Origin of the sequence: Xenorhabdus sp. SGI246, from assembly GCF_040838225.1 — a bacterium.
Lineage (GTDB): Bacteria > Pseudomonadota > Gammaproteobacteria > Enterobacterales > Enterobacteriaceae > Xenorhabdus > Xenorhabdus indica.
On record NZ_JBFPEZ010000004.1, the window covers coordinates 38414 to 62342 of the forward strand.

Sequence of the window (23929 nt, forward strand, 5' to 3'; positions counted from 1 at the left end):
AGCGATATTTCATCGCTGGCTATTTTGTCCAACTTTAAGAACTATTTCCCCAGTATTAGCTCCTGCATATTGCCAACACCCTCAAGAAATTGGTCGTCATGGGAAATCAATATCATGGCACCAGTATAATCATGCAATGCTTGTTGAAGTAATTCTCGTGACTCAATATCCAGATGATTATCCGGCTCATCCAATAGCAGCAAGGCTGGTGCGGAAGGCCCACAAAATAGGCAAGCAAGAGATACCTTAAGTTGTTCACCTCCGCTCAGATAACTGACAGGTTTTAATGCTTCTTCTCCACGCATACGTAGTTGTGCCAGCCGAGTACGGTAACGATCTTCGGTCCAGCCTGGTGACTGTAATTGAAAGTTATACAGCGCTGACTGTGTCTTATCCAGAAATGAAAAGTGCTGATCCATCAGACTATGTGAAGAGGTTACGCGGCAGATCCCTTTTATCGGTGCCAATAGCCCCGCCATTACCTTTAATAAGGTGGATTTTCCGCTACCATTTTTACCAGTAATAGCGAGCCGATCACCATTATTGATGGTTAAACTAATAGGGGAGTAGGAACCAAAGGGCAAAATGACATCTTGTAAATAAAGCAACGGAGAAGTTGCTGCTTGTGGCATTGCAACAGCGATTGACAGTGGATCGATAATTTCAAGTTTTGCACTGGCTTCAGCGGCTAATGAAGAGCTGCGTTGCAATCTCTCTTCATTCTGTTTTGCTATCCGTGATAACGTGACTTCTGAGCGTCCAAGTGAGTGATCAAGAAGGAGTTTAGCCTGGTTGGCGTTTTCCCTGCGCTGCTTACCCTGACTTTGCCTTTTATCAGTTTTTTCCCGATCTCTTTGCTTATCGTGCAAAGCTTGTTTGAGGTTTTTTCTGGTCTGATCAGCATCACGTTGTATACCCAACCGGAGCTGTTTTTTACTCTCCTGCCATGTTTCCCAACCACCGGTACTACGGGATAATCCTAACCCACTGAGTTCATAAACAACTGACACATGCTGTAATAGTTTAGTGTCATGTGTTACCAGCAAAATACCGCCATTGAATGTTGTCAGCCACTGAGCTAACCAAAGGCGTCCTTGTCGATCAAGATGGTTACTTGGTTCATCCAGGATCATAAAACCGGCTCCCCGTCTTTTAAGTGTCAACAATCGAAGACGAGTTTGTTCTCCTCCACTTAGTGAATCGAAGGGTTGGTTTAATATCTCCGGGGCCAACTCACCTTCTGCCAGTAAGGATTCGATCTGAAATTGCCAATCCCAATTTCCCTCCATAATGTCAAAATCAACCGTTTCACCAGCGCCAGCGAGGATGCGCTCATTGGCATTTATAATATTAGTCAGCCCAAGCATATCTCCAGCGTTGCCGATAAAAGCAGACAGGCCTTGTGACAAATAACCAACATCACAAAAATGTCTTACACTACCTTCTGAAGGCAGAACCTGTTGTGCCAATATTGATGCTAACCAAGATTTGCCAATACCGTTACGGCCCACTAAAGCGTGTTGTTCTGTATGCAAAAAAATATCAAGATTAGAAAATAATGGATTGGTTTCACCAGAAAATTGATAGGTTATTTGTCTTGCTTCGATTAATGGTTGATCTTCATATTGCATGAATGATTTTTCCTCAATCTTTAAGATGTATACCAATCTAACTTCAAGATGCGAGTGATTTCTCCCCGCGAAGCGGGGAGAAATCAGATTTCATATAGTGTTGTAAATTGCAACTTGAAGTTTAATGCGTATAAAATGCTTATTTTTAATTATTGGGCAGAGCCTTATTTGCAATTTTTTCTGTTCATTTCCCAAGTTACCTCACAGTTGTATTTTATTATTATCTTATTTAGATCAAATAATTAACTATAAGTGTGCAGTGGTTGCTACTATGATGTAATTCTAAATCTGTTGAGTATCTGTATACATAATACTCTCTTATCTGTGGAAGGTTTGGTAAAAAGAGGTAAGAAGTGACTCAGATCTCGTGATATTAATCCTGTGTTTTTCCTGTAAGCCTGTTTTATTATGGTTTGCAGGAAAGACTATTCTGGAAAAGTATTATGGAAAAAAAACATCTGCATATTGCGGCAGGAATTATTAAAAATAGCAATGATGAAATTTTTATCACCCAACGCCGTGCTGATTCACACATGGGGGGATTTTGGGAGTTTCCGGGAGGGAAACTCGAACAGGGAGAAACACCAGAACAGGCTTTGGTCAGGGAATTAAAAGAGGAAGTTGGTATCACGGTAACTCATTGTGAATTGTTGGAAACTATCACACATGAATTCTCGGACAGAAATATTACCCTTTACTTTTATTTGGTTGACCAATGGAAGAATGAGCCATTTGGTAAAGAGGGGCAGCCTTATCGTTGGACCCCGCAAGCTGAATTAATTGCTGATGAATTTCCACCAGCAAACCGCAGTATCGTCAATCTATTAACAAAAGGTTGAACTAACTGAGGCAAATATCGCGGTAGTGTCAGATGATTCGATACTACCGCGATATATTTTAGCGAAAAGCACCATACACTTTCGCCCAATACAGGCGGAAATATAAGATGTGATTACTAATCAGGTTATTCACTCCAGTCATCATTTTCTGTGTTGTCGCCCTGACTGGGGATTTTCTTTTCTTCATTAGCCCACTCGCCCAAGTCAATTAACTGACAACGTTTACTGCAAAATGGGCGATGAGGACTGATTTCACCCCATATTATTGTCTTGCCGCATGTCGGACATGCGACAGTCAATACTTCAGACATTTTAGTTCTCTCCTGCTTAGTTTGATGATTATATTAACAGCAGGCCAATTCAAATGACAAATGCGTAGGCACAGTACCGTTTTCACTATCCATTGGTAAGAAACGGATCGCAAAACGAGTTTTGTGGCCGGAGACTTGTGGATAGATCAGCGAGTTCAGCACAATATCTAATTTTAATCTCAATAGATCTGCCTCATCAGCATTTCCTTGATAGAAACCGTTATGACTAATTTGCACAGAGAACATCGTTGAATGGCGTATCAACCCCAGAATACTTTCTAATGCTTGTTTTAATGGTAACAAACTATCTAGCCAGGATTTAACTGTTTCATCCCGGATAGATTGTGGTAGATGTAGCCACAAATGTAATGTTGGTAAGTCAAAACTGCAACATCCTCCTGGGATGCTGAGCCGTTGACGCACCATGCTGATAATACGATCTTCTTTAATTTGTTGGCTAAGGCGCGGAGCATGATGTAATGCGAGGCTACGCTCTTTTAGTTGTTCTATCAGTTTGTGAATCATAGGGGTGTCCACATTAGGTGCACTGAGCCATTGTTTTAATTTTATTTGTTGACGGTCCAGTTCCTTTAGCAATTCAGAGCGTACTTCACCACGTTCTAATATTTCAATTAATTCAGCAATCGTACGAAAAAACGCGAGACTGTTTGCTTGTGAATCCAGGTAACGCTGTTTTTCTAGCTGTTGTAGTGAAGACTCAATCCTCAACCATGAACGCATTTTCTCATTTAGTGGGTGTTCAAAAATAATAGCGGAGGCTGCATCATTCATTACGTTCTTCCTGTCTAACTAATTCTGCTTGTTTCAAATATTTTTGATGTAATTCGATTATACGTGCGGTGAGATCTTGCTTTTTTTGATCGTTAAGTATGACATCATCTGCCTTTTCCAGCCGTTCTTGACGGCTGGCTTGCGCAGCCAGGATATTTTCAACTTGTTCACGACTGACACCATCACGAGTAATTGTCCGGCTGATTTGTATCTCAGGAGGAACATCAACAACCAAGATACGGTCAGCCAAGTGTGTTAAGTTGTTTTCTATTAACAGAGGAACAACCCAAATAACATAAGGATAACTGACCTGATTTAATTGCTGTTGTGTTTCTGCATGTATTAGTGGATGAAGGAGTGAGTTGAGCCATTGTTTTTCTTCTGGTGCTGAGAAAATCTTCTGACGTAGCGCGGTGCGGTTTAAACTGCCATCTGGTAATAAGATGTCGGAGCCAAAGTGTTCTGAGATTGCTTGTAATGCGGGAGAGCCAGGAGTCACAACCTCTCTGGCAATAATATCTGCATCAACAAGCGGGACACCAAGGGATGAAAATACATTAGAGATAGTCGTTTTACCGCTACCAATTCCACCTGTGAGTGCAACAATATAATTCATTCTATCCCTTAAAAGATTTCTGATAGCATATGCAAATTGTAACTCAAGGGATGCACATGGGCTATAAACAAACATGTATAATTCCAGTTTTTACACCCCTTGAGAAAAAATAATGAAAACATGCAAATTAAGCTGTTACGCCAAACTGTTATGTCAAAATAGTACCTAGCTGAAAGATAGGCAGGTACATGGCGAGTAGTAGTAAGCCAACAATCACCGCCATAATCAGCATTAATACTGGTTCAAGTAGTTGAACTAATTTATCAGCATAGTTAATAAATTGTTCTTGATACCATAACGCTAGATTACCCAAAAATATGTCAAGTTCACCTGATTCTTCACCAATTATGACAAATTGTTTACATAATGGTGGAAAACAATCTTCTTTTTTCAAGGCATTACTCATTGGTATCCCTTGCTGAATCTGTCGGTGAAGGCTTTTTATCCCCGCAATAAATAAAGGATGGTGTGTTGCGTTTAGTGCACATTCCAGACCGCGGGTTAAGGTCAAACCTGCTTTCTGTGTCATAAACAGAATATGGAATATTTGGCTGGTATGCTGGTAGATTATGAGTTTTCTGAAAAGAGGGAATTTCAGAAGAAGCATTTTTTCCTTTGAATGCAACACTGGGAATTTAAAACGTAACCAGGAATAGAGACTTACCAATATTAATATCGCTATTAAAAGTGGTATACCTCGGTTAGTCAAAAAGTCAGATGTTGACAAAACTCCCTGTGTTAATAAAGGAAGTGAGGCATCAAATGCAGAATATACCTGTTTGAATTCAGGCAGGACGACAATTAACATTAACAAAATAACAAGTACTGTGATAAAGGCGACTATTAAAGGATAGCGATACGCTTTTTGGATCTTTTTATGCAGTATATTTTGTTGTTCTAACCTATGAATGAGTAGTTGGCAGCAGGTTTCGAGTTGGCCAGTCTGCTCTCCTACTGCGATAATTTGGCAAAATAAGCGAGAAAATAATCGGGGATAGTGTTGCAATGCGGTGGAAAATGATTCTCCTTGGCTGATTTTTTGGATAAGATCTGTCAATACACATCGCCAAATGATGTTCTTGCATTCTTGTAATAGAATAGTCAGCCCTTGCAGTAAAGGGATACCTGATGTTAGTAATATATTTAGTTGATGGATGAAATGCAGACGATAAGTAATTTCCTTTTCGCTGTAATAAATAATTTTTTTACATTTTATCGTATAAGGTTGCAAATCAAGTTGGTTCAAATACTGGAAAATAGAGTGTCTATTTCGTCCAATATTTTCTCCTCTTATAATATTTCCTTTTTTATTAACCGCTTGCCATTGATAAATATATTCCATTTTCATTCTGTACTCTCTGCCTTGATATCTATTGAATATGTTTCTTGTCCTGTAATTTGATAAACCTCTTCCAGAGTCGTTGTGCCCTGTTCTACTAACGCCAATCCAGCAGAGAAAAGGGTTGCTTGCTGTTGTAGGGTGGGCAAACAGGGAAATTTGTCAGAAGAGTGTTCTGATAAAGCTTGCTGGAGTTCAGGTTTGATTTCGAGAAATTCATAGATGGCTATCCTGCCATAATAACCGGAAAAACAGTGTTCACAGCCAACTGCTATCCATTGCTGCACAGTAATTTGTTGTTTTATCTCTCTGTTTTCAAAATGTATGATCGTAGGTTCTTGCGTTTTTTGCCGGCAATGGGGGCAAAGTTTGCGAACTAACCGTTGGGCAATAATTAATTTTACACATGATGCAGTGGTATAGCCTGAAACCCCAAGATTTTGCAGGCGAGATAGTGTGTCTATTGTGGAATTCGTATGAAGGGTGGATAAAACCAAATGCCCTGTTTGAGCGGCTTTCATTGATATTTCAGCCGTTTCGTTATCACGAATTTCACCAACCATGATGATATCGGGATCTTGCCGCAGTAATGCCCGTAAAACTTTAGCGAAATCGAGCCCAATTTTGTTATTTACCTGTGTTTGGTTGATGCCCGTTAAAGGAATTTCTACCGGATCTTCAACACTACAGATATTCTTCTCCGTTTGGTTTAAGTATTTCAGGCAACTATACAATGTGACAGTTTTACCACTTCCTGTCGGACCTGTGACGACAATCATTCCCTGTGGTATACGAAGTTTCTGCTTTAAAAGCTGTAACTGGGACTCAGACAGACCGAGTTGTTCCAATGATAATTGGTGTATGGTGTTTAAAATTCGCAGAACAATTTTTTCTCCATACAATGTTGGTAATGTAGATATGCGTATTGCATAACTGGTTTTGTGATCATTCCAGTCAAATTGCCCGTCTTGCGGTTGGCGTTTTTCAGCGATATTAAGTTTTGCCATGATTTTTAAGCGAGCAGGAATACCCGCATTCATTTGAGAAGAGGGTGATGACATAGAATGCAACACACCATCAACTCGAATACGTATCCGATAGTTGTATTGAGAAGGTTCAAAATGAATATCTGATGCTCTTTTTTGTATAGAGATTGAGATTGTCTGATTAATTAACTGAATGACAGGAGTGTCAATATCTTCGGTATAGCTGTCATTCAATTGTGTATCGTTGTGATTATTTTTTTGAATACTTAAGTTTTCTATTCGGTAGGTTTCTATCTCATTATTTTCAGCACAGTAATTTTCTGTACAAGGTATAAATGGTCCTTCTTGTGTCAACATAGATTCAATTTTAGCTTTTGGCCAAATATCAAAATCAATTATTGCACCAGAAATAAAGCGTAGTGAAGCAATAAACTCTTCATTAGGGGATTGGCTACAAGCAATAGTTATGGTATACGCATCCCTTTTTATAATAATTGCCTGATGTTTTTGGCAGAGTTCTTTGATTTTTCTTTCAATTAAAATGTTTTCCGTATTTTTCATTTATTATATTCCTTTACTGTTTAAATGGTTTAATGATTTCTATCCAAATAGTATTTTTGTAAGATAATCTTTCTCTATAAAATTAATTGTTATATTTTGCAATTATTGACTAATTATTAAATTAATGACTATTAAAATTTCAGTGTCTCCTGACATTTTGTTTTTAATGATTCATTTTCGGCATTACATGTCGTTTGCCAATGTGTAATACCTGTTTTAATATCCTGAATCGGTTTTAAGATGATATTAAGGCCATTGAGATTTTGTTTACCAACGATAGTTATTTCTCCCATGTTTACAGCTATGGTACTGATATAACGGCTGTTGTGAACAGATGGAATAGATGTATGACCAGTGTTGCACTCTTTGTCGCTTTCTGTTTCAAAACGGCAAATTTCAACTCCAGATTTATAAGGTACAATAGCCTGGAGCACATCGGTTAATGCTGCCTTTTGAATATAGCCTTGATAGCTGGGAATACCAATTGCACCAAGGATAGATACAATTGCCATCACAACCATGACTTCCATTAATGTAAATCCTTGTTGATTCATATTATCTCCTTTTTATTTTCCTCTTTTATGTGTTTTTCTGCATATTCCGGCTATATTTTTTTCAGAACGATGCATGATTTTTAATATGAGTTGGTGCTAATAAGGATGGAGGTATTTTTAAAAAAAGAAAATGATGTTAGTGCATTTTGTGGAAATGGTTCGAAAAGATAACGATTGATTACATTTTTTACCGGAAAATTTTCGAGCTTGCTCGCAAATGAAAACACGAGTGAAAATATCTCTCGATTGAAAATGCTAACATACTAATTTGTTACACTTTGAGCGGTTGTCTTCCAATGTGGTGGAAAAATTAGCGATGAAACAGTTCGATGGAGTAAGAGAATGAAGTTAAATGAAGGGTGGATTGATGATGCCAGAAAAGTGACTTCTCCACATTATGATTTGCGTCCAGAAGGTGAAATCCCATCATTACTTGTCATTCATAATATTAGTTTACCACCCGGTAAGTTCGGCGGGCCGTATATTGATCAGTTATTTATGGGAACGTTGGATCCCAATGAAGATCCTTTCTTTGGAGAGATAAAAGGACTGCGTGTTTCTGCTCACTGTTTGATCCGCCGGGATGGTGAAGTTGTACAGTATGTTCCATTCGATAAAAGGGCTTGGCATGCGGGTGTTTCCTGTTATTGTGATCGTGAAACGTGCAATGATTTTTCAATAGGTATTGAGTTGGAAGGGACGGATTACGAACCATTCACTGAAATCCAGTATCTTAAGTTGGTGGAAGTCACTCAGCTACTTATCAAACAATACCCTGATATCCGTAATAATATTACAGGGCATAGTGAAATCGCACCGGGTAGAAAAACCGACCCAGGGCCTTATTTTTATTGGGAACATTATCGGCAATTATTGAAGGAGCGAGTTGGATGACCCTCTTTATCCTATTGTTAATACTGGCATGGGAACGCATTTTTAAAATGGGGGACCATTGGCAGTTGGAACACTATCTGGTCCCTTTTTTTGCCAGAGTAAAATTATATTCACTGTGGGTAAGTTTAGGGATGACCCTTGTGGTTGTTTTTTTGACCTGGAAGCTCATTGGGGTTCTGAGTACAGTGGCTTTTGGTATGCCGGCAATTTTATTGTGCATCATGATTAGTTTGTTATGTGTTGGTGCAGGTTCTTTGCGTCATAGTTACCGTGAATATCTCCGCGCCGTGCGTATTGATGATTCAGATCAGCAAAATATCCATCTTACCCATTTGACAATGGGGCAAGGAATTTCATCGAATACAACAAAAGATGAACGATTGCGTGAAATACAGAACGCATTAATCTGGATCAATTTCCGTTACTACCTCGCTCCAATTTTTTGGTTAGTTGTGATGGGGGAATTTGGGCCGGCAATTTTGATGGGTTATGGTTTTTTGAGAGCTTATCAAGGATGGTTAGCCAGAAATGGGACTACCCTACAACGTGCTCAATCAGGGGTTGATGCGTTATTAAATTGTCTGGATTGGATCCCTGCACGTTTGGCTGGTATCGCTTATGCTCTGTTGGGACAGGGTGAAAAGGCACTACCTGCCTGGATTGCATCACTCAGCGACTTGCGGACATCCCAATATAAGGTGGTCAGTCAATTGGCACAATTTGCATTGAGTAAGGAACCTCATCTGGATCTTTTGGATACTCCCCTGGCAGCAGTGAAAATCGCGAAAAAAGCAACATTTACCATTGTGATTATTGTTGCCTTGTTGACGATTTATGGGACGTTAACCTAGTTGAGAACAGCCACTTTGGGGCACAACATAAAAAAATCCCGCCAGTGTCAGGTTTGACATATAGGGCGGGAATTGCATGAAAAGGAGCTTTATACCGTCCATCTTTCGGGTTGCTTCTTTGATGGCTGTGAGTGTTCACTTGCTACAGTGATGCAACTTGAAATCTATTGGTACAAATCAATTAGCCTGAACTTATTCATCCTTAATAGTTTTCCATCCTGAGAAGTCGGAATATTCCCTGAGTTGGCACTTAGTGTGACCATTTGAAGAAAATATCCATAACATTCTTGTTCTTCCTGAGGAGAGAGTATTGCTTTCAAAGTATCTTGCTGTTTTTTCTAACTACTCATTTGCCACTGCTGTGTAACTGAAGTTTCTATGTAACTTGAATATGTAGATCATAATCTATCCAATATATCCAGTACATTGATTGTGCATATCGAATATACAGTAGTAATTCTTTAGTTATGCTTAGAGATTAGACATTGGGAATTATACCGATAATATGGTTTTGTTGCTGTTATATTAAACCATTATATCCATTTTCTCTTTCGCCATGCGTTATAAACTAATAATAATGCATAAATTTAAATAATAAATAAACAAATGAATTGATATACTAAATGAATTATAATAATGGATAATGAATTCGCATTATGCCCTTAAATGCTTACTTATTTATTGTCTAAAAGTCCCGTTTGGTTATAATTTTCTGATAAAAATTAAAATAATTTGTTAAAATTTGCAGGTTTTTATGATTTAGCCCAAGGTCTTTATAGACAGCTAGTGAATACTTTGTTACTTTATGACCCGTACTTTAAATTGGTATTACCAATTGACTAAATCCCGGCTAAGTGAAGTCAGTTGAATGAGGTTGATTGTCTAAAAGTTAGTCTGAATACCCTAATAAATAGGGTATAGGGATATAGTTGAAGTAACTAGTTCACATAAAACTAATTCACATAAAAATAGTTCGAAAGTAACGTTTACTTACTGAATGGCTTACAGCAGATATGGCTTATAGCAAAATTCGCCAACCAAAATTATCAGATGTGATTGAGCAACGTCTTGAACACCTCATTCTCGAAGGCTCATTACGTCCTGGAGAAAAACTGCCTCCTGAGCGTGAACTGGCGAAGCAGTTCGAAGTATCACGCCCTTCATTGCGCGAAGCCATTCAAAAATTGGAAGCTAAAGGCTTTCTTTTCCGTCGTCAGGGTGGAGGAACGTTTGTACAGAATAATCTCTGGCAAAGTTTCAGTGACCCACTCGCCCAACTTATTGCAGAGAATCAAGAATCACAATTTGATCTCCTGGAAGCGCGCCATGCACTGGAAGGTATTGCGGCTTATTACGCTGCTCTCAGGGGAACGGATGAAGATTTTAAACGTATTGAGAAAAAACACCTTGCTATTCAAGAAGCCCAACAATGCGGGGATATCAATGCGGAATCAGATGCTGTCTTACAATATCAACTTGTTGTCACAGAAGCGGCCCATAACGTGGTATTGCTGCATTTATTGCGTTGTATGATCCCGATGCTGGAACAGAATATCCGGCGTAATTTCGAATTCATTTATACCCGCAAAGAAATGTTGGCAGCAGTAAGTAACCATAGGGCAGAAATTTTTCACGCAATAATGGGGAGAGAACCGGAAAAAGCGCGTGAAGCTTCGCATCGCCATTTGTCTTTTATAGAAGAAGTTTTATTGGATCTGACTCGTGAGAATACGCGTCGTGAGCGCTCACTAAGACGGTTCCAACAACATCAGGACTAAGAGCCTATCCCCTGGGGCGTCATGCATTAATACAACTCCCAAATGGGATAGATTCTAAACTTGACTGTACAGATCCTGGCTGCTGCGTCTGTACAGTTGTTAGCTCTTTATTTAAGGGGTTTAGCGGCAACATATAGCAGGGCCTATCTTCCGGTCATGACTGACTGAATGTCAAAGGGTATGACCAGAAGATAGGCTCCAAAACAACCATTAGAAATAGATAACAGATAAGGAACACACCATGTCAGATATTTTGAAAAATGACGTGGATCCGATCGAAACTCGCGATTGGTTACAGGCGATCGAATCGGTCATCCGTGAAGAAGGTGTTGAACGCGCTCAATTCTTGATTGATCAGGTTTTGAACGAAGCACGTAAAGGTGGCGTTAATGTTGCGGCTGGTACTGCAAACCGTGATTACATCAACACTATTCCGGTTGAGGATGAGCCGGCTTACCCTGGTAATCTGGATTTGGAGCGCCGCATTCGTTCTGCTATTCGCTGGAATGCAATCATGACTGTTCTGCGTGCATCCAAGAAAGATCTGGAGCTGGGTGGTCACATGGCTTCATTCCAGTCTTCCGCTACTGTTTATGAAGTTTGTTTTAACCATTTCTTCCGTGCTCGTAATGAGAATGATGGTGGCGACTTGGTTTATTTCCAGGGTCACATTTCTCCGGGCATTTATGCACGTGCATTCCTTGAAGGTCGTTTGACAGAAGAACAGATGAACAATTTCCGTCAGGAAATTGGCGGCAATGGTCTGTCTTCTTACCCACATCCAAAATTAATGCCTGATTTCTGGCAGTTCCCAACTGTTTCAATGGGGTTGGGTCCAATTTCTGCTATCTATCAGGCTAAATTCCTGAAATATCTGGAACACCGTGGCTTGAAAGACACTTCTAAGCAAACCGTTTATGCTTTCCTGGGCGACGGTGAGATGGATGAGCCAGAATCCAAAGGTGCAATCACTATCGCAACCCGTGAAAAGCTGGACAACCTGGTCTTCATCATCAACTGTAACCTGCAACGTCTTGATGGACCAGTAACAGGGAACGGTAAAATAGTTAATGAACTGGAAGGCATTTTCGACGGTGCTGGCTGGCAGGTCCTGAAAGTCCTGTGGGGTGAGCGTTGGGATGCACTGCTGCGTAAAGATACCAGTGGTAAACTGGTTCAACTGATGAATGAAACGCTGGATGGCGACTACCAGACATTCAAGTCCAAAAATGGCGCGTATGTTCGTGAACATTTCTTCGGCCGTTACCCAGAAACTGCGGAATTGGTCAAGGACATGACTGATGACGAAATTTGGGCTCTGAATCGTGGTGGTCACGATCCTAAGAAAGTTTTCGCTGCACTGAAAAAAGCGCAGGAAACTACAGGTAAACCAACTGTAATCCTGGCTCAGACCATCAAGGGTTACGGCATGGGTGATACCGCCGAAGGTAAAAACATTGCTCACCAGGTTAAGAAAATGAACATGGAAGGCGTTCGTCAATTCCGTGATCGTTTCAATATTCCTGTATCTGATGAGCAAATTGAAAACTTGCCATACGTAACTTTCGACAAAGACTCTGAAGAATCTAAATATCTGCATGAGCGTCGTAATGCACTGGGCGGTTACCTGCCAAGCCGTCGTATTAACTTCGACGAAAAACTGGACATCCCTGCTCTGGAAGATTTCAGCTCTCTGCTGGAAGAACAATCTAAAGAAATTTCTACCACTATCGCTTTTGTTCGTGCACTGAACATCATGCTGAAGAATAAGTCGATCAAAGATCGTCTGGTTCCAATCATTGCTGATGAAGCACGTACTTTTGGTATGGAAGGCCTGTTCCGTCAGATCGGTATCTACAGCCCGAATGGTCAGCAGTATACTCCGCAAGACCGTGAGCAGGTTGCGTACTATAAAGAAGATTCTAAAGGCCAGATCCTACAGGAAGGTATCAACGAGTTGGGTGCTGCGTCATCCTGGTTGGCTGCTGCAACTTCTTACAGCACCAATAACCTGCCAATGATCCCATTCTATATTTACTATTCTATGTTCGGATTCCAGCGTATCGGTGATCTGTGCTGGGCAGCGGGGGATCAGCAGGCTCGCGGCTTCCTGATTGGTGGTACTTCTGGCCGTACGACTCTGAACGGTGAAGGTCTACAGCACGAAGATGGTCATAGCCATATTCAGTCTCTGACTATCCCTAACTGTATCTCTTATGATCCAGCGTTCGCTTATGAAGTGGCTGTTATCATGCATGATGGTCTGGAGCGTATGTATGGTGAAAAACAAGAGAATATCTACTACTACATCACCACCCTGAACGAAAACTACCACATGCCAGCAATGCCTGAAGGCGCTGAAGAAGGTATCCGTAAAGGTATCTACAAGCTGGAAGGTATTGAAGGCGCGAAAGGTAAAGTTCAGTTGCTAGGCTCAGGTTCTATCCTGCGTCATGTACGTGAAGCAGCTAAGATCCTGTCTGACGAGTACGGCATTGGTTCTGACGTTTACAGCGTAACCTCCTTCACTGAACTGGCTCGCGATGGTCAGGATTGTGAGCGTTGGAACATGCTGCATCCTTCAGAAGAACCACGCGTTCCTTATATTGCTCAGATCATGAACGATACACCAGCAGTCGTTTCTACTGACTACATGAAGCTGTTTGCTGAGCAGGTTCGTAACTTCGTACCAGCAAGCGAATTCCGCGTATTGGGTACTGATGGTTTCGGTCGTTCTGACAGCCGTGAAAATCTGCGTCATCACTTTGAAGTTGATGCTTCTTACGTGGTTGTTGCAGCTCTGGGTGAATTGGCTAAACGTGGCAAAGTTGATGTGAAAGTGGTTGAAGAAGCAATCAAAAAATACAACATCAACCCAGAAAAAGTTAACCCACGTCTGGCATAAGAGGTAAAGATTAATGTCTATCGAAATTAACGTACCTGATATTGGTGCAGATGAAGTTGAAGTTACTGAAATCATGGTGAAAGTTGGTGACACAGTAGAAGCAGAACAGTCACTAATCACTGTTGAAGGTGACAAGGCTTCTATGGAAGTTCCATCGCCACAGGCGGGAGTGGTTAAAGAAATCAAAGTTGCGGTTGGCGATAAGGTGGAAACCGGCAAACTGATTATGATTTTTGAATCCGCAACTGGTGCAGCAGAAGCTGTACCAGCGCAACAGGAAGCGGCTCTGGCAGCGGCGCCTGTAGCGGCTGAAAGCAAAGAAGTTGCTGTACCAGATATCGGTGGTGATGAAGTTGAAGTTACTGAAATTATGGTAAAAGTTGGTGACGTCATCACTGAAGAGCAGTCACTGATCACCGTTGAAGGTGACAAAGCTTCTATGGAAGTTCCGGCCCCATTTGCGGGCACAGTGAAAGAGATCAAAATCTCAGTTGGCGATAAAGTAAAAACTGGCTCTCTGATCATGGTATTCGAAGTTGCCGGCGCAGCACCTGCGGCAGCTCCAGTAGCGGCTCCGGCTCCTGCGGCAGAACCTGCGAAAGCAGCACCAGCACCAGTAGCCAGCCAGTCAGCAGAAAGCAAAAATGAGTTTGCGGAAAACGATGCTTACGTTCATGCAACTCCAGTTATTCGTCGTCTGGCACGTGAATTTGGCGTAAATCTGGCTAAAGTGAAAGGGACTGGTCGTAAAGGCCGTATCCTGCGTGAAGATGTTCAGGCTTACGTGAAAGATGCAATCAAACTTGCAGAAGCAGCACCTGCGGGTGGTGGTCTGCCGGGTATGCTGCCTTGGCCGAAAGTTGATTTCAGCAAGTTTGGTGAAATCGAAGAAGTTGAAATGAGCCGTATCCAGAAAATCTCCGGTGCTAACCTGAGCCGTAACTGGGTAATGATCCCTCACGTTAACCTGTTCGATGAAGCGGATATCACTGAAGTTGAAGAATTCCGTAAGCAACAGAACAAAGAAGCTGAGAAGAAACAGCTTGGCGTGAAGATCACTCCACTGGTATTCGTTATGAAAGCGGCTGCGAAAGCACTGGAAGCAATGCCTCGCTTTAACAGCTCTATCTCTGAAGATGGCCAGAAGCTGATCCTGAAAAGATACGTCAACATCGGTATCGCGGTTGATACACCTAACGGTCTGGTTGTTCCTGTATTTAAAGATGTTAATAAGAAAGGCATCGTTGAACTCTCAAGAGAACTGGCAGAAGTATCTAAGAAAGCGCGTGCTGGTAAGCTGACTGCTTCCGATATGCAGGGTGGTTGTTTCACTATTTCAAGCCTGGGGGGTATCGGTACAACTGGTTTTGCACCAATCGTGAATGCACCAGAAGTAGCCATTATGGGGCTGTCCCGTTCTTCTATGAAGCCAGTCTGGAATGGCAAGGAATTCGTTCCTCGTCTGATTCTGCCTATGTCTCTGTCTTTCGACCACCGTGTGATCGATGGAGCAGATGGTGCTCGTTTCATCACTTACATTAATCAATTGATGAGCGATATTCGTCATCTGGTGATGTAATGCGAAGGCCGGTAAATATGCCGGCCTAATAATTATGATCGTGACAGGTATTTTATACTTGTATCTGGCAGGTTGCGATTTCTGTCACGTTAACGCGCTTTTCAGGTTATTTACAATTCTGTAAACTGCTCGCGGTGTGTACGTCCCGGTGGAATATGTTTTTTTCGTCTGACCCGCCGGACAAATAATTAAGAGGTCATGATGAGTACTGAAATTAAAGCCCAGGTAGTGGTGCTTGGAGCAGGCCCGGCAGGGTATTCTGCTGCTTTCCGTTGTGCAGACTTAGGTTTGGATACTGTTCTGGTTGAGCGCTACTCTACTCTGGGTGGTGTTTGTCTTAACGTGGGCTGCATCCCATCTAAAGCATTGCTTCATGTTGCTAAAGTGATTGAAGAAGCAAAAGCGTTGTCACAACACGGTATCGTGTTTGGAGAGCCACAAACTGATATTGATAAAATCCGTCTCTGGAAAGAAAAAGTTATTTCCCAGTTGACAGGTGGTCTGGGCGGCATGGCTAAAGGCCGTAAAGTTAACGTTGTTAACGGTGTTGGTAAATTTACAGGTGCTAACACTCTGGTAGTAGAAGGCGAGAACGGCACAACAACGATTAATTTTGATAATGCCATTATCGCAGCGGGTTCACGCCCAATTCAACTGCCATTTATTCCACATGATGACCCTCGCGTATGGGATTCTACTGATGCACTGGAACTGAAAACTGTTCCGGGACGCCTGCTGGTTATGGGCGGCGGTATTATCGGTCTGGAAATGGGTACTGTTTATCACGCTCTGGGTTCTCAGATTGACGTGGTAGAAATGTTCGATCAGGTTATTCCTGCTGCGGACAAAGACGTTGTTAAAGTGTTCACTAAGCGCATCAGCAAAAAATTCAACTTGATGCTGGAAACTAAAGTGACCGCGGTAGAAGCTAAAGAAGATGGCATCTACGTGACAATGGAAGGTAAAAAAGCACCAGCAGAACCTCAGCGTTATGATGCCGTTCTGGTTGCTATTGGCCGTGTACCAAACGGTAAACTGCTTGATGCTGGCAAAGCGGGTGTTGCTGTTGATGACCGTGGTTTTATCCATGTTGATAAGCAAATGCGCACGAACGTACCTCATATCTTCGCTATCGGTGATATCGTTGGTCAGCCAATGTTGGCACATAAAGGTGTTCATGAAGGTCATGTTGCCGCAGAAGTTATCTCTGGTAAGAAACATTACTTCGATCCAAAAGTTATTCCATCTATCGCGTACACTGAACCAGAAGTTGCATGGGTTGGTTTGACTGAGAAAGAAGCAAAAGAGAAAGGCATCAGCTACGAAACTGCAACTTTCCCGTGGGCTGCTTCTGGTCGTGCGATCGCATCTGACTGTTCAGATGGTATGACTAAACTGATTTTCGATAAAGAAACTAATCGTATTATCGGTGGTGCTGTTGTTGGTACTAACGGTGGCGAACTATTGGGTGAAATTGGTTTGGCTATCGAAATGGGTTGTGATGCAGAAGATATTGCTCTGACTGTTCACGCTCATCCAACACTGTATGAATCAATCGGTATGGCTGCGGAAATGTACGAAGGCAGCATTACTGACTTGCCAAATCCTAAGGCGAAGAAAAAGAAATAATTCTTTATAATTTGCAGTAGGTTAGCAAAGATATTAAACGGCTTTCAGAGATGGGAGCCGTTACTTACAATATATGGCATTGCCAATTAAATAAAGAGTGGAATTTATTTAATCGATAGCCATTAGGGATAACACTCCAGCGATTGCTTATTTTAGGGTCCAAACGCATTTCAACGGCTCCAAAATTAGAATTACCTGTAAATACAAAACCTAATCGTTGATAAATCGGTATGGCATAGCGCTCAGCGTAGAGTTTCAACATGCCTGAATGATTTAACGAAATGGAAAAATTCACCGCATATTCAATTAGTAAACTTCCATATCCTCGACCACCGGGATAAGTCAATATATATCCTATTAGATCAGCGGTATCGTGAGAAATTACAGGTGATGCTGGAATGAATATCATGATACCAACCGGTTCAGGAGCACAAAAACAAACAAAATAACGATGTGTATTTATATTTCCCTCAATACTCGCATTAGTATAAATATTGTTTATTGAATTTGCTGTGCTGATAAATGATTGGTGTCTTCTCATATCGGGGTGAACCAAAGCCTCATTTCGCTTTAATCCGTTCAGTGCTGATATCATGCCTTCTTTGGAAACTTCTTTGATAATCGTTTTATAATCGGGATAACTTCTTTCTTCAAGGATGGGGCTTGAATGAGGAGTAGATGGCATATCATTTCTTATTGGGATATTTGGCATAATCCCCTCCATGACGACGCATTTTATGTAACATTTGGTATTTTTTACCATTGCCTGACGGTCTTTATTGCTTTTTTAGGCTAAAACAGCAACAAACAGCATTTGGTACTTTAATACACCTTTTAAGCTCATACATCCAAAATTTTATCACGGTTCAATGTTGATTTTATGTGAATGAATTAACATGCTATTCAAATTTTGGTATTCTAATTGTTCGAAGCTCGGCATAATTTTCGTGTTATGTGAGCAAAATCCTCTGACCTGGCATCCTTGATGGTCATTTCATGGTGATCGTTACCGGGTGCAGACAGCCGGGCATATAAAATGACAATGAGAGCGAGGAGTAAGTCGTGCTAGAAGAATATCGCAAGCACGTAGCCGAACGTGAAGCGCAAGGCATCGTCCCTAAGCCATTAGACGCAGCTCAAGCAGCCGCGCTGGTCGAATTACTGAAGAATCCACCTCAAGGTGAAGAGAATTTTCTATTAGACCTGTTGACAAACCGTGTTCCCCCCGGTGTTGATGAGGCGGCCTATGTAAAAGCTGGTTTCCTTGCTGCTATCGCTAAGGATGAAACAACTTCACCACTTGTTACGCGGGAAAAAGCCATTGAGTTATTGGGAACCATGCAGGGTGGGTACAATATCCATGCTTTGATTGATGCTCTCGATGATGAAAAATTGGCTCCAATTGCAGTGAAGGGGCTATCCCATACTTTGCTGATGTTTGACAGCTTCTATGATGTGGAAGAAAAAGCGAAAGCAGGTAATCCACATGCTCAACAAATTATCCAGTCATGGGCTGATGCAGAATGGTTCCTGGAACGTCCTGAACTGGCAGAAAAAATTACAGTTACTGTCTTTAAAGTCACCGGTGAAACTAATACTGATGACCTTTCTCCTGCTCCAGATGCGTGGTCACGACCGGATATTCCATTACATGCCCTGGCAATGTTGAAAAATGCTCGTGAAGGTATCGAACCTGATCAGGCGGGTGTTGTTGGTCCAATCAAGCAAATTGAAGAACTCAATAAAAAAGGCCATCCTCTGGCGTATGTAGGGGATGTCGTGGGTACAGGCTCTTCCCGTAAATCTGCTACAAACTCTGTATTATGGTTTATGGGGGAAGATATCCCGTTTGTGCCAAACAAACGTGGTGCAGGTGTTGTATTGGGTGGAAAGATTGCGCCAATCTTTTTTAACACGATGGAAGATGCAGGCGCATTGCCGATTGAGGTAGATGTTTCCAAACTCAATATGGGTGATGTTATTGATATCTACCCTTATAAAGGTGAAATTCGTCATCACGATACCAATGAAGTGCTGGCAACTTTTGAACTGAAAACGGATGTACTAATTGATGAAGTGCGCGCAGGCGGCCGAATTCCATTAATTATCGGCCGAGGTCTGACAGCTAAAGCCCGTGAATCTTTAGGATTGCCACACAGTGATATTTTCCGTCAGGCAAAAACGGTTGAGAAGAGCAGTCGTGGTTTCTCGCTGGCACAGAAAATGGTAGGTCGTGCCTGCGGTACTACCGGGATCCGTCCGGGAGAATACTGTGAACCGAAGATGACTTCTGTTGGCTCTCAGGACACAACTGGCCCAATGACTCGTGATGAATTGAAGGATTTGGCCTGTCTTGGTTTTTCGGCAGATCTGGTTATGCAGTCATTCTGCCATACAGCGGCCTATCCAAAACCGGTTGATGTGACAACTCATCATACCTTGCCTGATTTCATTATGAACCGTGGTGGTGTATCCCTGCGTCCAGGAGATGGAATTATCCATTCATGGCTGAACCGTATGTTATTGCCAGACAGTGTAGGTACAGGTGGAGATTCTCATACGCGTTTCCCTATCGGTATCTCTTTCCCGGCGGGTTCTGGGTTAGTGGCATTTGCTGCTGCGACAGGGGTTATGCCGTTGGATATGCCTGAATCCGTATTAGTTCGTTTTAAAGGTAAAATGCAGCCAGGTATAACCTTACGTGATCTGGTTCATGCAATTCCTTACTACGCGATTCAGCAAGGTTTGTTGACTGTAGAGAAAAAAGGTAAGAAAAATATTTTCTCTGGCCGTATTCTGGAAATTGAAGGTTTGCCAGAACTCAAAGTTGAGCAGGCATTTGAATTGGCAGATGCTTCCGCAGAACGTTCCGCAGCAGGCTGTACGATCAAACTGGATAAAGCACCGATCATTGAATATTTGCAATCCAATGTCGTATTGCTGAAATGGATGATTGCAGAAGGTTATGGTGATCGTCGGACATTAGAGCGCCGTATTATCGGTATGGAAAATTGGTTGAAAGATCCACAATTGCTGGAAGCAGATACAGATGCAGAATATGCAGCAGTGATTGAAATTAATTTGGATGACATCAAAGAGCCTATTTTGTGTGCACCAAATGATCCGGATGATGCTCGTCTGTTATCAGAAGTTGCCAACAATAAAATTGATGAAGTGTTTATTGGCTCCTGCATGACGAATATTGGTCACTTCCGTGCGGCTGGTAAGTTACTGGATCAACATAAAGGCCAGTTACCGACCCGCCTGTGGGTTGCTCCGCCAACGAAAATGGATGCTGCTCAACTGACAGAAGAGGGCTATTACAGCGTCTTTGGTAAGAGTGGGGCGCGCATTGAGATCCCTGGTTGTTCACTGTGTATGGGAAATCAGGCTCGTGTTGCAGATGAAGCGACGGTGGTATCTACTTCTACGCGTAACTTCCCAAACCGTTTAGGTGCGGGAGCCAATGTATATCTGGCATCTGCGGAGTTAGCTGCTGTGGCTTCATTGCTAGGTCGCCTGCCAACGCTAGAAGAGTATCTGCAATTCATGGCCAAGGTGGATGAAACAGCGGCAGATACTTATCGTTATCTCAATTTTGATCAATTGAATCAATATACCGAAAAAGCAGACGATGTGATCTTCCAAACTGCGGTGTAAAAAATATCTTGCTAAGAAAGGCGAAGGCCTTAATACCGCTCGCTTAAACGCGAGCGGTTTTTTTGTAAGGATAATGCTTACCAATATGCTAAGACTGAATTTTAATCAGATGGAACAATAAAGGTTCTGTTGTATTAATGGTGTTTGATACGGGTCATGTATTAAATGGTTAGATTAAACGTCAAAAATAATATTCACGCTCGATAAAAGTCCCTATCACCCTATCATGCATTTCTTCGGATTTTGAATAACCGATAGTTTTTCTATTCAGTCTTTTTAATCGAGTACACTGAGTTAAATTCGTTCTCTCTATACGCTGAATAAACGTTTTTCTCGTCAGATGCTCTTCTTCGGGAAGGCTGCCATAAACAACATAATCATCCATGCAGTAAAACCGAATACTAAAAGGGGATAAGAGGGCAAGTATGTTCTGATTTGCGACAATGACGATAATGGACGTCAGCTTTAACCATTAAAAAACCCTAAGCGTATCACAATAACTAATCATTTAAGACATAGACCATCCTGGTTTACTTAAGCGAGCAGTATTAAGGCGGAGTCCTCTCTTTTTTATGTCTATTTTTTGTGGCAAATTTTATGTCAGTTTGTGGACAGACTCTGGGGTAGACATCGGAAATGTTTAAAACCCAGATGTGGTTGATATAACAAAAACGTGGAGGTAAGTGATGGAATATGAATTTATACAGGATATCACTGGTCAGGTGATGACAAATTTCTCAATGGATCATGAAGCTATTGGTCACTGGTTGAATGAGGAAGTAAAAGGCGATTTAAGTGTTTTAGATAAAATAATTTCAGCATTGATGGATATAAAAGGTAGTGAACGTCAGTGGCAATTGAACGGTCATGAATACACACTGTTAATGAATGAAGAAGAAATTATGATCAGAGCTAATCAACTCCAGTTTGATACAGAGATGTTGGAAGAGGGGATGAGCTATTACGATAATGAGAGCCTGGCACTTTGTGGTACAGATGATTTTATTAATATGTTGGCAAATTACAGAGTTTTTGTTTTGCAAAATAATTAAAGATAAGTGTTTATGTTCAACCAATGGCAGATTTCTGCCATAATCGATATTCCATCACTTTTGTGTGACGTATTTGTGTAACATATTTGTGTGACATTGTACTGGCTTTTTATTTATAAACAGGAGCCTATATTGCTGGGCGTTTCTTCCCGGCAGGTTCCAACAAAAAAGGTAGGCTTTTATGGAAGAGATCAATCTATCAGGTGAGATTGATAAGGCAGCAAATTGGTTTGTCAATAATCAACATCTACTGATCCAGTATGCAGTGAATATTGTGTTTGCCATTCTAATTCTGATTGTAGGTTTGGCTGTTGCCAAACTGGCAAATAAAGCGGTGAAACGCGTCATGACGCTACGCGGTATTGATGCGACTATTTCTGACTTTTTGTCAGCAATAATTCGTTATGCCATCATCGCCTTTACTATTGTTGCAGTGCTCGGAAAATTAGGCGTTCAAACCGCCTCTGTGATTGCCGTTATTGGTGCCGCAGGTTTGGCTGTCGGTTTGGCATTACAGGGTTCACTGTCAAACTTCGCTGCTGGCGTGTTGCTGGTAGTTTTCCGTCCACTCCGCACTGGTGAATATGTCATGATTGGTGCAGTGGAAGGAACGGTTGTACAAGTGCAAATTTTCTCCACAACATTACGTACTGCGGATGATCGTATTATTGTGATCCCTAACGGAAAAATTATTGCGGACAATATTATCAATACCAGCCGTGAACCAAACCGCCGTACTCAGATAATGGTCGGAGTTGCTTATGACGCTGATATCGATGAAGTAAAGAAAGTGTTGGGTGACGTCATCGAAGCGGATAAGCGCATTCAGCATGAGAAAGGTGTCACTATTCGGTTACATGAAATGGCGCCTTCATCACTCAATTTTATTGTACGTGTGTGGACAACTAATGGAGATGCCTGGAGCGTTTACTGGGATCTGATGGAAAATTTCAAACGAGCTTTGGATAAACACAATATTGGTATTCCTTTCCCACAAATGGATATTTATCTGCATCAGCAGCAAGTTACTCTACAGAATAAAACGGACCAATAATCAATATATTTGGTGTGAGAAATCTTGGTGTGAGAAAATAGAAATACTCTCACACCAAATCAGCATTGCTTAAATAACTTGGGTTTGCCACTCTTTCCACTCTGTTTCTTTCAATACCTTTTAATTGCTTCATAAGTTTCTTTAATGATAGATAAGAAATATTCATTTCTGCTAATGAATAAATTTTCCTAATATGCAGATAGAACTTATCTGATTGAATAAATATTAGGAATTTTTGCATGTTTTCAACATTAATTCAGGGCTTTTTTCTCAGTGCTGCAATGATTATTCCACTTGGACCACAAAATGTTTTTGTGATGCAGCAGGGTAGTAAAAAACGTTTTCATTTGATGAGTGCCGCATTATGTTCTATCAGTGACATTATTCTTATCATGGCAGGAGTCTTTGGAGGTAGTGCTCTGCTTGGGCAGTCAGCATTTTTGTTGCAAGCTGTAACATGGGGAGGTGTTGCGTTTTTGCTATGGTACGGATGGGGAGCTTTTCGGCTGGCAGTATCAACGGATATTGCATTCTCCAGTACAGAAACTCTGGCTCAAAGCCGCTGGCGGGTTATTGTGACATTATTTGCAGTAACCTGGTTGAATCCTCATGTTTATCTGGATACTTTCGTTGTATTAGGTAGCATTGGAGGACAATTATCAGCGGAACACAAGCCGTGGTTTACTGCCGGTGCAGTTACCGCATCCATCAGTTGGTTCTTCGCATTGGCTATTCTGGCCGCATGGTTTTCACCAATTCTTAATCAGCCACGATCTCAGCGCATCATTAACTTATTTGTTGGTTGTGTGATGTGGTATATCGCATGGAGTTTGTTTAAGCAAGGATTACAGATTTTTAATTAAATTAAACATTTCTTTATAATTTAAATACTTCTTTA

General features: G+C 41.4%; 19 protein-coding genes and 1 pseudogene. 11 read left to right on the top strand and 9 right to left on the bottom strand.

Annotated features, from left to right (window positions below):
* Positions 1-41: 41 nt before the first annotated feature.
* On the bottom strand, positions 42-1631 hold the full coding sequence (locus tag ABLA85_RS01540; protein ID WP_367960747.1) for an ATP-binding cassette domain-containing protein: 1590 nt from the start codon (positions 1629-1631) through the stop codon (positions 42-44).
* 443 nt (positions 1632-2074) lie between these two features.
* Between ABLA85_RS01540 and mutT the strand changes: the two genes are divergently transcribed.
* Positions 2075-2470 carry an 8-oxo-dGTP diphosphatase MutT gene (mutT, locus tag ABLA85_RS01545; RefSeq protein WP_367960749.1) on the top strand — a complete coding sequence of 132 codons (396 nt, stop codon included), beginning with the start codon at positions 2075-2077 and terminating at the stop codon, positions 2468-2470.
* A gap of 125 nt (positions 2471-2595) precedes the next feature.
* Here the strand turns inward: mutT and yacG are convergent, their stop codons facing one another.
* From yacG to ppdD, 6 genes are all read right to left on the bottom strand, one after another.
* On the bottom strand, positions 2596-2781 hold the full coding sequence (gene yacG, locus ABLA85_RS01550; protein ID WP_340619499.1) for a DNA gyrase inhibitor YacG: 186 nt from the start codon (positions 2779-2781) through the stop codon (positions 2596-2598).
* Positions 2782-2814: 33 nt separating this feature from the next.
* On the bottom strand, positions 2815-3573 hold the full coding sequence (gene zapD, locus ABLA85_RS01555; RefSeq protein ID WP_367960750.1) for a cell division protein ZapD: 759 nt from the start codon (positions 3571-3573) through the stop codon (positions 2815-2817).
* Entirely contained in the window at positions 3566-4189 is a 624-nt protein-coding gene (coaE, locus tag ABLA85_RS01560; RefSeq protein ID WP_367960752.1) for a dephospho-CoA kinase, read from the bottom strand. Before coaE ends, zapD begins: the two co-directional genes overlap by 8 nt.
* A gap of 148 nt (positions 4190-4337) precedes the next feature.
* A complete protein-coding gene (hofC, locus tag ABLA85_RS01565) occupies positions 4338-5537 on the bottom strand; it encodes a protein transport protein HofC (protein ID WP_367960754.1) in 1200 nt (399 codons plus the stop codon).
* Positions 5534-7075 (bottom strand): type II secretion system protein GspE, encoded by a 1542-nt coding sequence (gspE, locus tag ABLA85_RS01570; RefSeq protein ID WP_367960756.1) that lies wholly within the window; start codon positions 7073-7075, stop codon positions 5534-5536. Before gspE ends, hofC begins: the two co-directional genes overlap by 4 nt.
* A gap of 131 nt (positions 7076-7206) precedes the next feature.
* Positions 7207-7629, bottom strand: a complete 423-nt coding sequence (gene ppdD, locus ABLA85_RS01575; RefSeq protein ID WP_367960757.1) for a prepilin peptidase-dependent pilin — start codon at positions 7627-7629, stop codon at positions 7207-7209.
* A 342-nt stretch (positions 7630-7971) separates the two neighbouring features.
* On the opposite strand from ppdD, the gene ampD reads away from it, so the two are divergent.
* From ampD to lpdA, 6 genes are all read left to right on the top strand, one after another.
* Positions 7972-8523, top strand: a complete 552-nt coding sequence (gene ampD, locus ABLA85_RS01580) for a 1,6-anhydro-N-acetylmuramyl-L-alanine amidase AmpD (RefSeq protein ID WP_367960759.1) — start codon at positions 7972-7974, stop codon at positions 8521-8523.
* The gene (gene ampE, locus ABLA85_RS01585; protein ID WP_367960760.1) at positions 8520-9374 is read left to right on the top strand and encodes a beta-lactamase regulator AmpE; all 855 of its coding nucleotides are present in this window, start codon (positions 8520-8522) and stop codon (positions 9372-9374) included. The genes ampD and ampE overlap by 4 nt, the downstream gene beginning before the upstream one ends.
* Before the next feature lie 1013 nt (positions 9375-10387).
* Positions 10388-11152 carry a pyruvate dehydrogenase complex transcriptional repressor PdhR gene (gene pdhR, locus ABLA85_RS01590; RefSeq protein WP_367960761.1) on the top strand — a complete coding sequence of 255 codons (765 nt, stop codon included), beginning with the start codon at positions 10388-10390 and terminating at the stop codon, positions 11150-11152.
* 241 nt (positions 11153-11393) lie between these two features.
* A complete protein-coding gene (aceE, locus tag ABLA85_RS01595; protein WP_367960762.1) occupies positions 11394-14057 on the top strand; it encodes a pyruvate dehydrogenase (acetyl-transferring), homodimeric type in 2664 nt (887 codons plus the stop codon).
* Positions 14058-14070: 13 nt separating this feature from the next.
* The gene (gene aceF, locus ABLA85_RS01600; RefSeq protein ID WP_367960764.1) at positions 14071-15636 is read left to right on the top strand and encodes a pyruvate dehydrogenase complex dihydrolipoyllysine-residue acetyltransferase; all 1566 of its coding nucleotides are present in this window, start codon (positions 14071-14073) and stop codon (positions 15634-15636) included.
* 201 nt (positions 15637-15837) lie between these two features.
* Entirely contained in the window at positions 15838-17265 is a 1428-nt protein-coding gene (lpdA, locus tag ABLA85_RS01605) for a dihydrolipoyl dehydrogenase (protein ID WP_367960875.1), read from the top strand.
* 64 nt (positions 17266-17329) lie between these two features.
* Here lpdA and ABLA85_RS01610 read toward each other — a convergent pair whose 3' ends face one another.
* Entirely contained in the window at positions 17330-17977 is a 648-nt protein-coding gene (locus tag ABLA85_RS01610) for a hypothetical protein (protein ID WP_367960766.1), read from the bottom strand.
* Positions 17978-18327: 350 nt separating this feature from the next.
* Here ABLA85_RS01610 and acnB point away from each other — a divergent pair, with 350 nt between their 5' ends.
* Positions 18328-20925 (top strand): bifunctional aconitate hydratase 2/2-methylisocitrate dehydratase, encoded by a 2598-nt coding sequence (gene acnB / locus ABLA85_RS01615; RefSeq protein ID WP_367960767.1) that lies wholly within the window; start codon positions 18328-18330, stop codon positions 20923-20925.
* Between the two features lie 181 nt (positions 20926-21106).
* Here the strand turns inward: acnB and ABLA85_RS01620 are convergent.
* A pseudogene (locus ABLA85_RS01620) lies at positions 21107-21358 on the bottom strand (IS1 family transposase); the annotation flags it as partial.
* 253 nt (positions 21359-21611) lie between these two features.
* Between ABLA85_RS01620 and ABLA85_RS01625 the strand changes: the two are divergent.
* The 3 genes from ABLA85_RS01625 (at position 21612) to argO (ending at position 23894) form a co-directional block, all read left to right on the top strand.
* Positions 21612-21977 (top strand): YacL family protein, encoded by a 366-nt coding sequence (locus tag ABLA85_RS01625; protein WP_367960769.1) that lies wholly within the window; start codon positions 21612-21614, stop codon positions 21975-21977.
* A gap of 181 nt (positions 21978-22158) precedes the next feature.
* Positions 22159-23031, top strand: coding sequence for a small-conductance mechanosensitive channel MscS (mscS, locus tag ABLA85_RS01630; RefSeq protein WP_367960770.1), 873 nt, complete (start codon positions 22159-22161; stop codon positions 23029-23031).
* A 239-nt stretch (positions 23032-23270) separates the two neighbouring features.
* Positions 23271-23894 carry an arginine exporter ArgO gene (gene argO / locus ABLA85_RS01635; protein WP_367960772.1) on the top strand — a complete coding sequence of 208 codons (624 nt, stop codon included), beginning with the start codon at positions 23271-23273 and terminating at the stop codon, positions 23892-23894.
* The last annotated feature ends 35 nt before the right edge of the window (positions 23895-23929 follow it).

Excerpts from the sequence above, each read along its gene's own strand:
- hofC (WP_367960754.1), bottom strand. The coding sequence starts at position 5,537 with ATGAAAATGGAATATATTTATCAATGGCAAGCGGTTAATAAAAAAGGA.
- ampE (WP_367960760.1), top strand. The coding sequence starts at position 8,520 with ATGACCCTCTTTATCCTATTGTTAATACTGGCATGGGAACGCATTTTT.
- aceE (WP_367960762.1), top strand. The coding sequence starts at position 11,394 with ATGTCAGATATTTTGAAAAATGACGTGGATCCGATCGAAACTCGCGAT.
- pdhR (WP_367960761.1), top strand. The coding sequence starts at position 10,388 with ATGGCTTATAGCAAAATTCGCCAACCAAAATTATCAGATGTGATTGAG.
- ppdD (WP_367960757.1), bottom strand. The coding sequence starts at position 7,629 with ATGAATCAACAAGGATTTACATTAATGGAAGTCATGGTTGTGATGGCA.
- mscS (WP_367960770.1), top strand. The coding sequence starts at position 22,159 with ATGGAAGAGATCAATCTATCAGGTGAGATTGATAAGGCAGCAAATTGG.
- ABLA85_RS01625 (WP_367960769.1), top strand. The coding sequence starts at position 21,612 with ATGGAATATGAATTTATACAGGATATCACTGGTCAGGTGATGACAAAT.
- ABLA85_RS01540 (WP_367960747.1), bottom strand. The coding sequence starts at position 1,631 with ATGCAATATGAAGATCAACCATTAATCGAAGCAAGACAAATAACCTAT.
- lpdA (WP_367960875.1), top strand. The coding sequence starts at position 15,838 with ATGAGTACTGAAATTAAAGCCCAGGTAGTGGTGCTTGGAGCAGGCCCG.
- mutT (WP_367960749.1), top strand. The coding sequence starts at position 2,075 with ATGGAAAAAAAACATCTGCATATTGCGGCAGGAATTATTAAAAATAGC.
- ABLA85_RS01610 (WP_367960766.1), bottom strand. The coding sequence starts at position 17,977 with ATGCCAAATATCCCAATAAGAAATGATATGCCATCTACTCCTCATTCA.
- ampD (WP_367960759.1), top strand. The coding sequence starts at position 7,972 with ATGAAGTTAAATGAAGGGTGGATTGATGATGCCAGAAAAGTGACTTCT.
- coaE (WP_367960752.1), bottom strand. The coding sequence starts at position 4,189 with ATGAATTATATTGTTGCACTCACAGGTGGAATTGGTAGCGGTAAAACG.
- zapD (WP_367960750.1), bottom strand. The coding sequence starts at position 3,573 with ATGAATGATGCAGCCTCCGCTATTATTTTTGAACACCCACTAAATGAG.
- argO (WP_367960772.1), top strand. The coding sequence starts at position 23,271 with ATGTTTTCAACATTAATTCAGGGCTTTTTTCTCAGTGCTGCAATGATT.
- yacG (WP_340619499.1), bottom strand. The coding sequence starts at position 2,781 with ATGTCTGAAGTATTGACTGTCGCATGTCCGACATGCGGCAAGACAATA.
- aceF (WP_367960764.1), top strand. The coding sequence starts at position 14,071 with ATGTCTATCGAAATTAACGTACCTGATATTGGTGCAGATGAAGTTGAA.
- gspE (WP_367960756.1), bottom strand. The coding sequence starts at position 7,075 with ATGAAAAATACGGAAAACATTTTAATTGAAAGAAAAATCAAAGAACTC.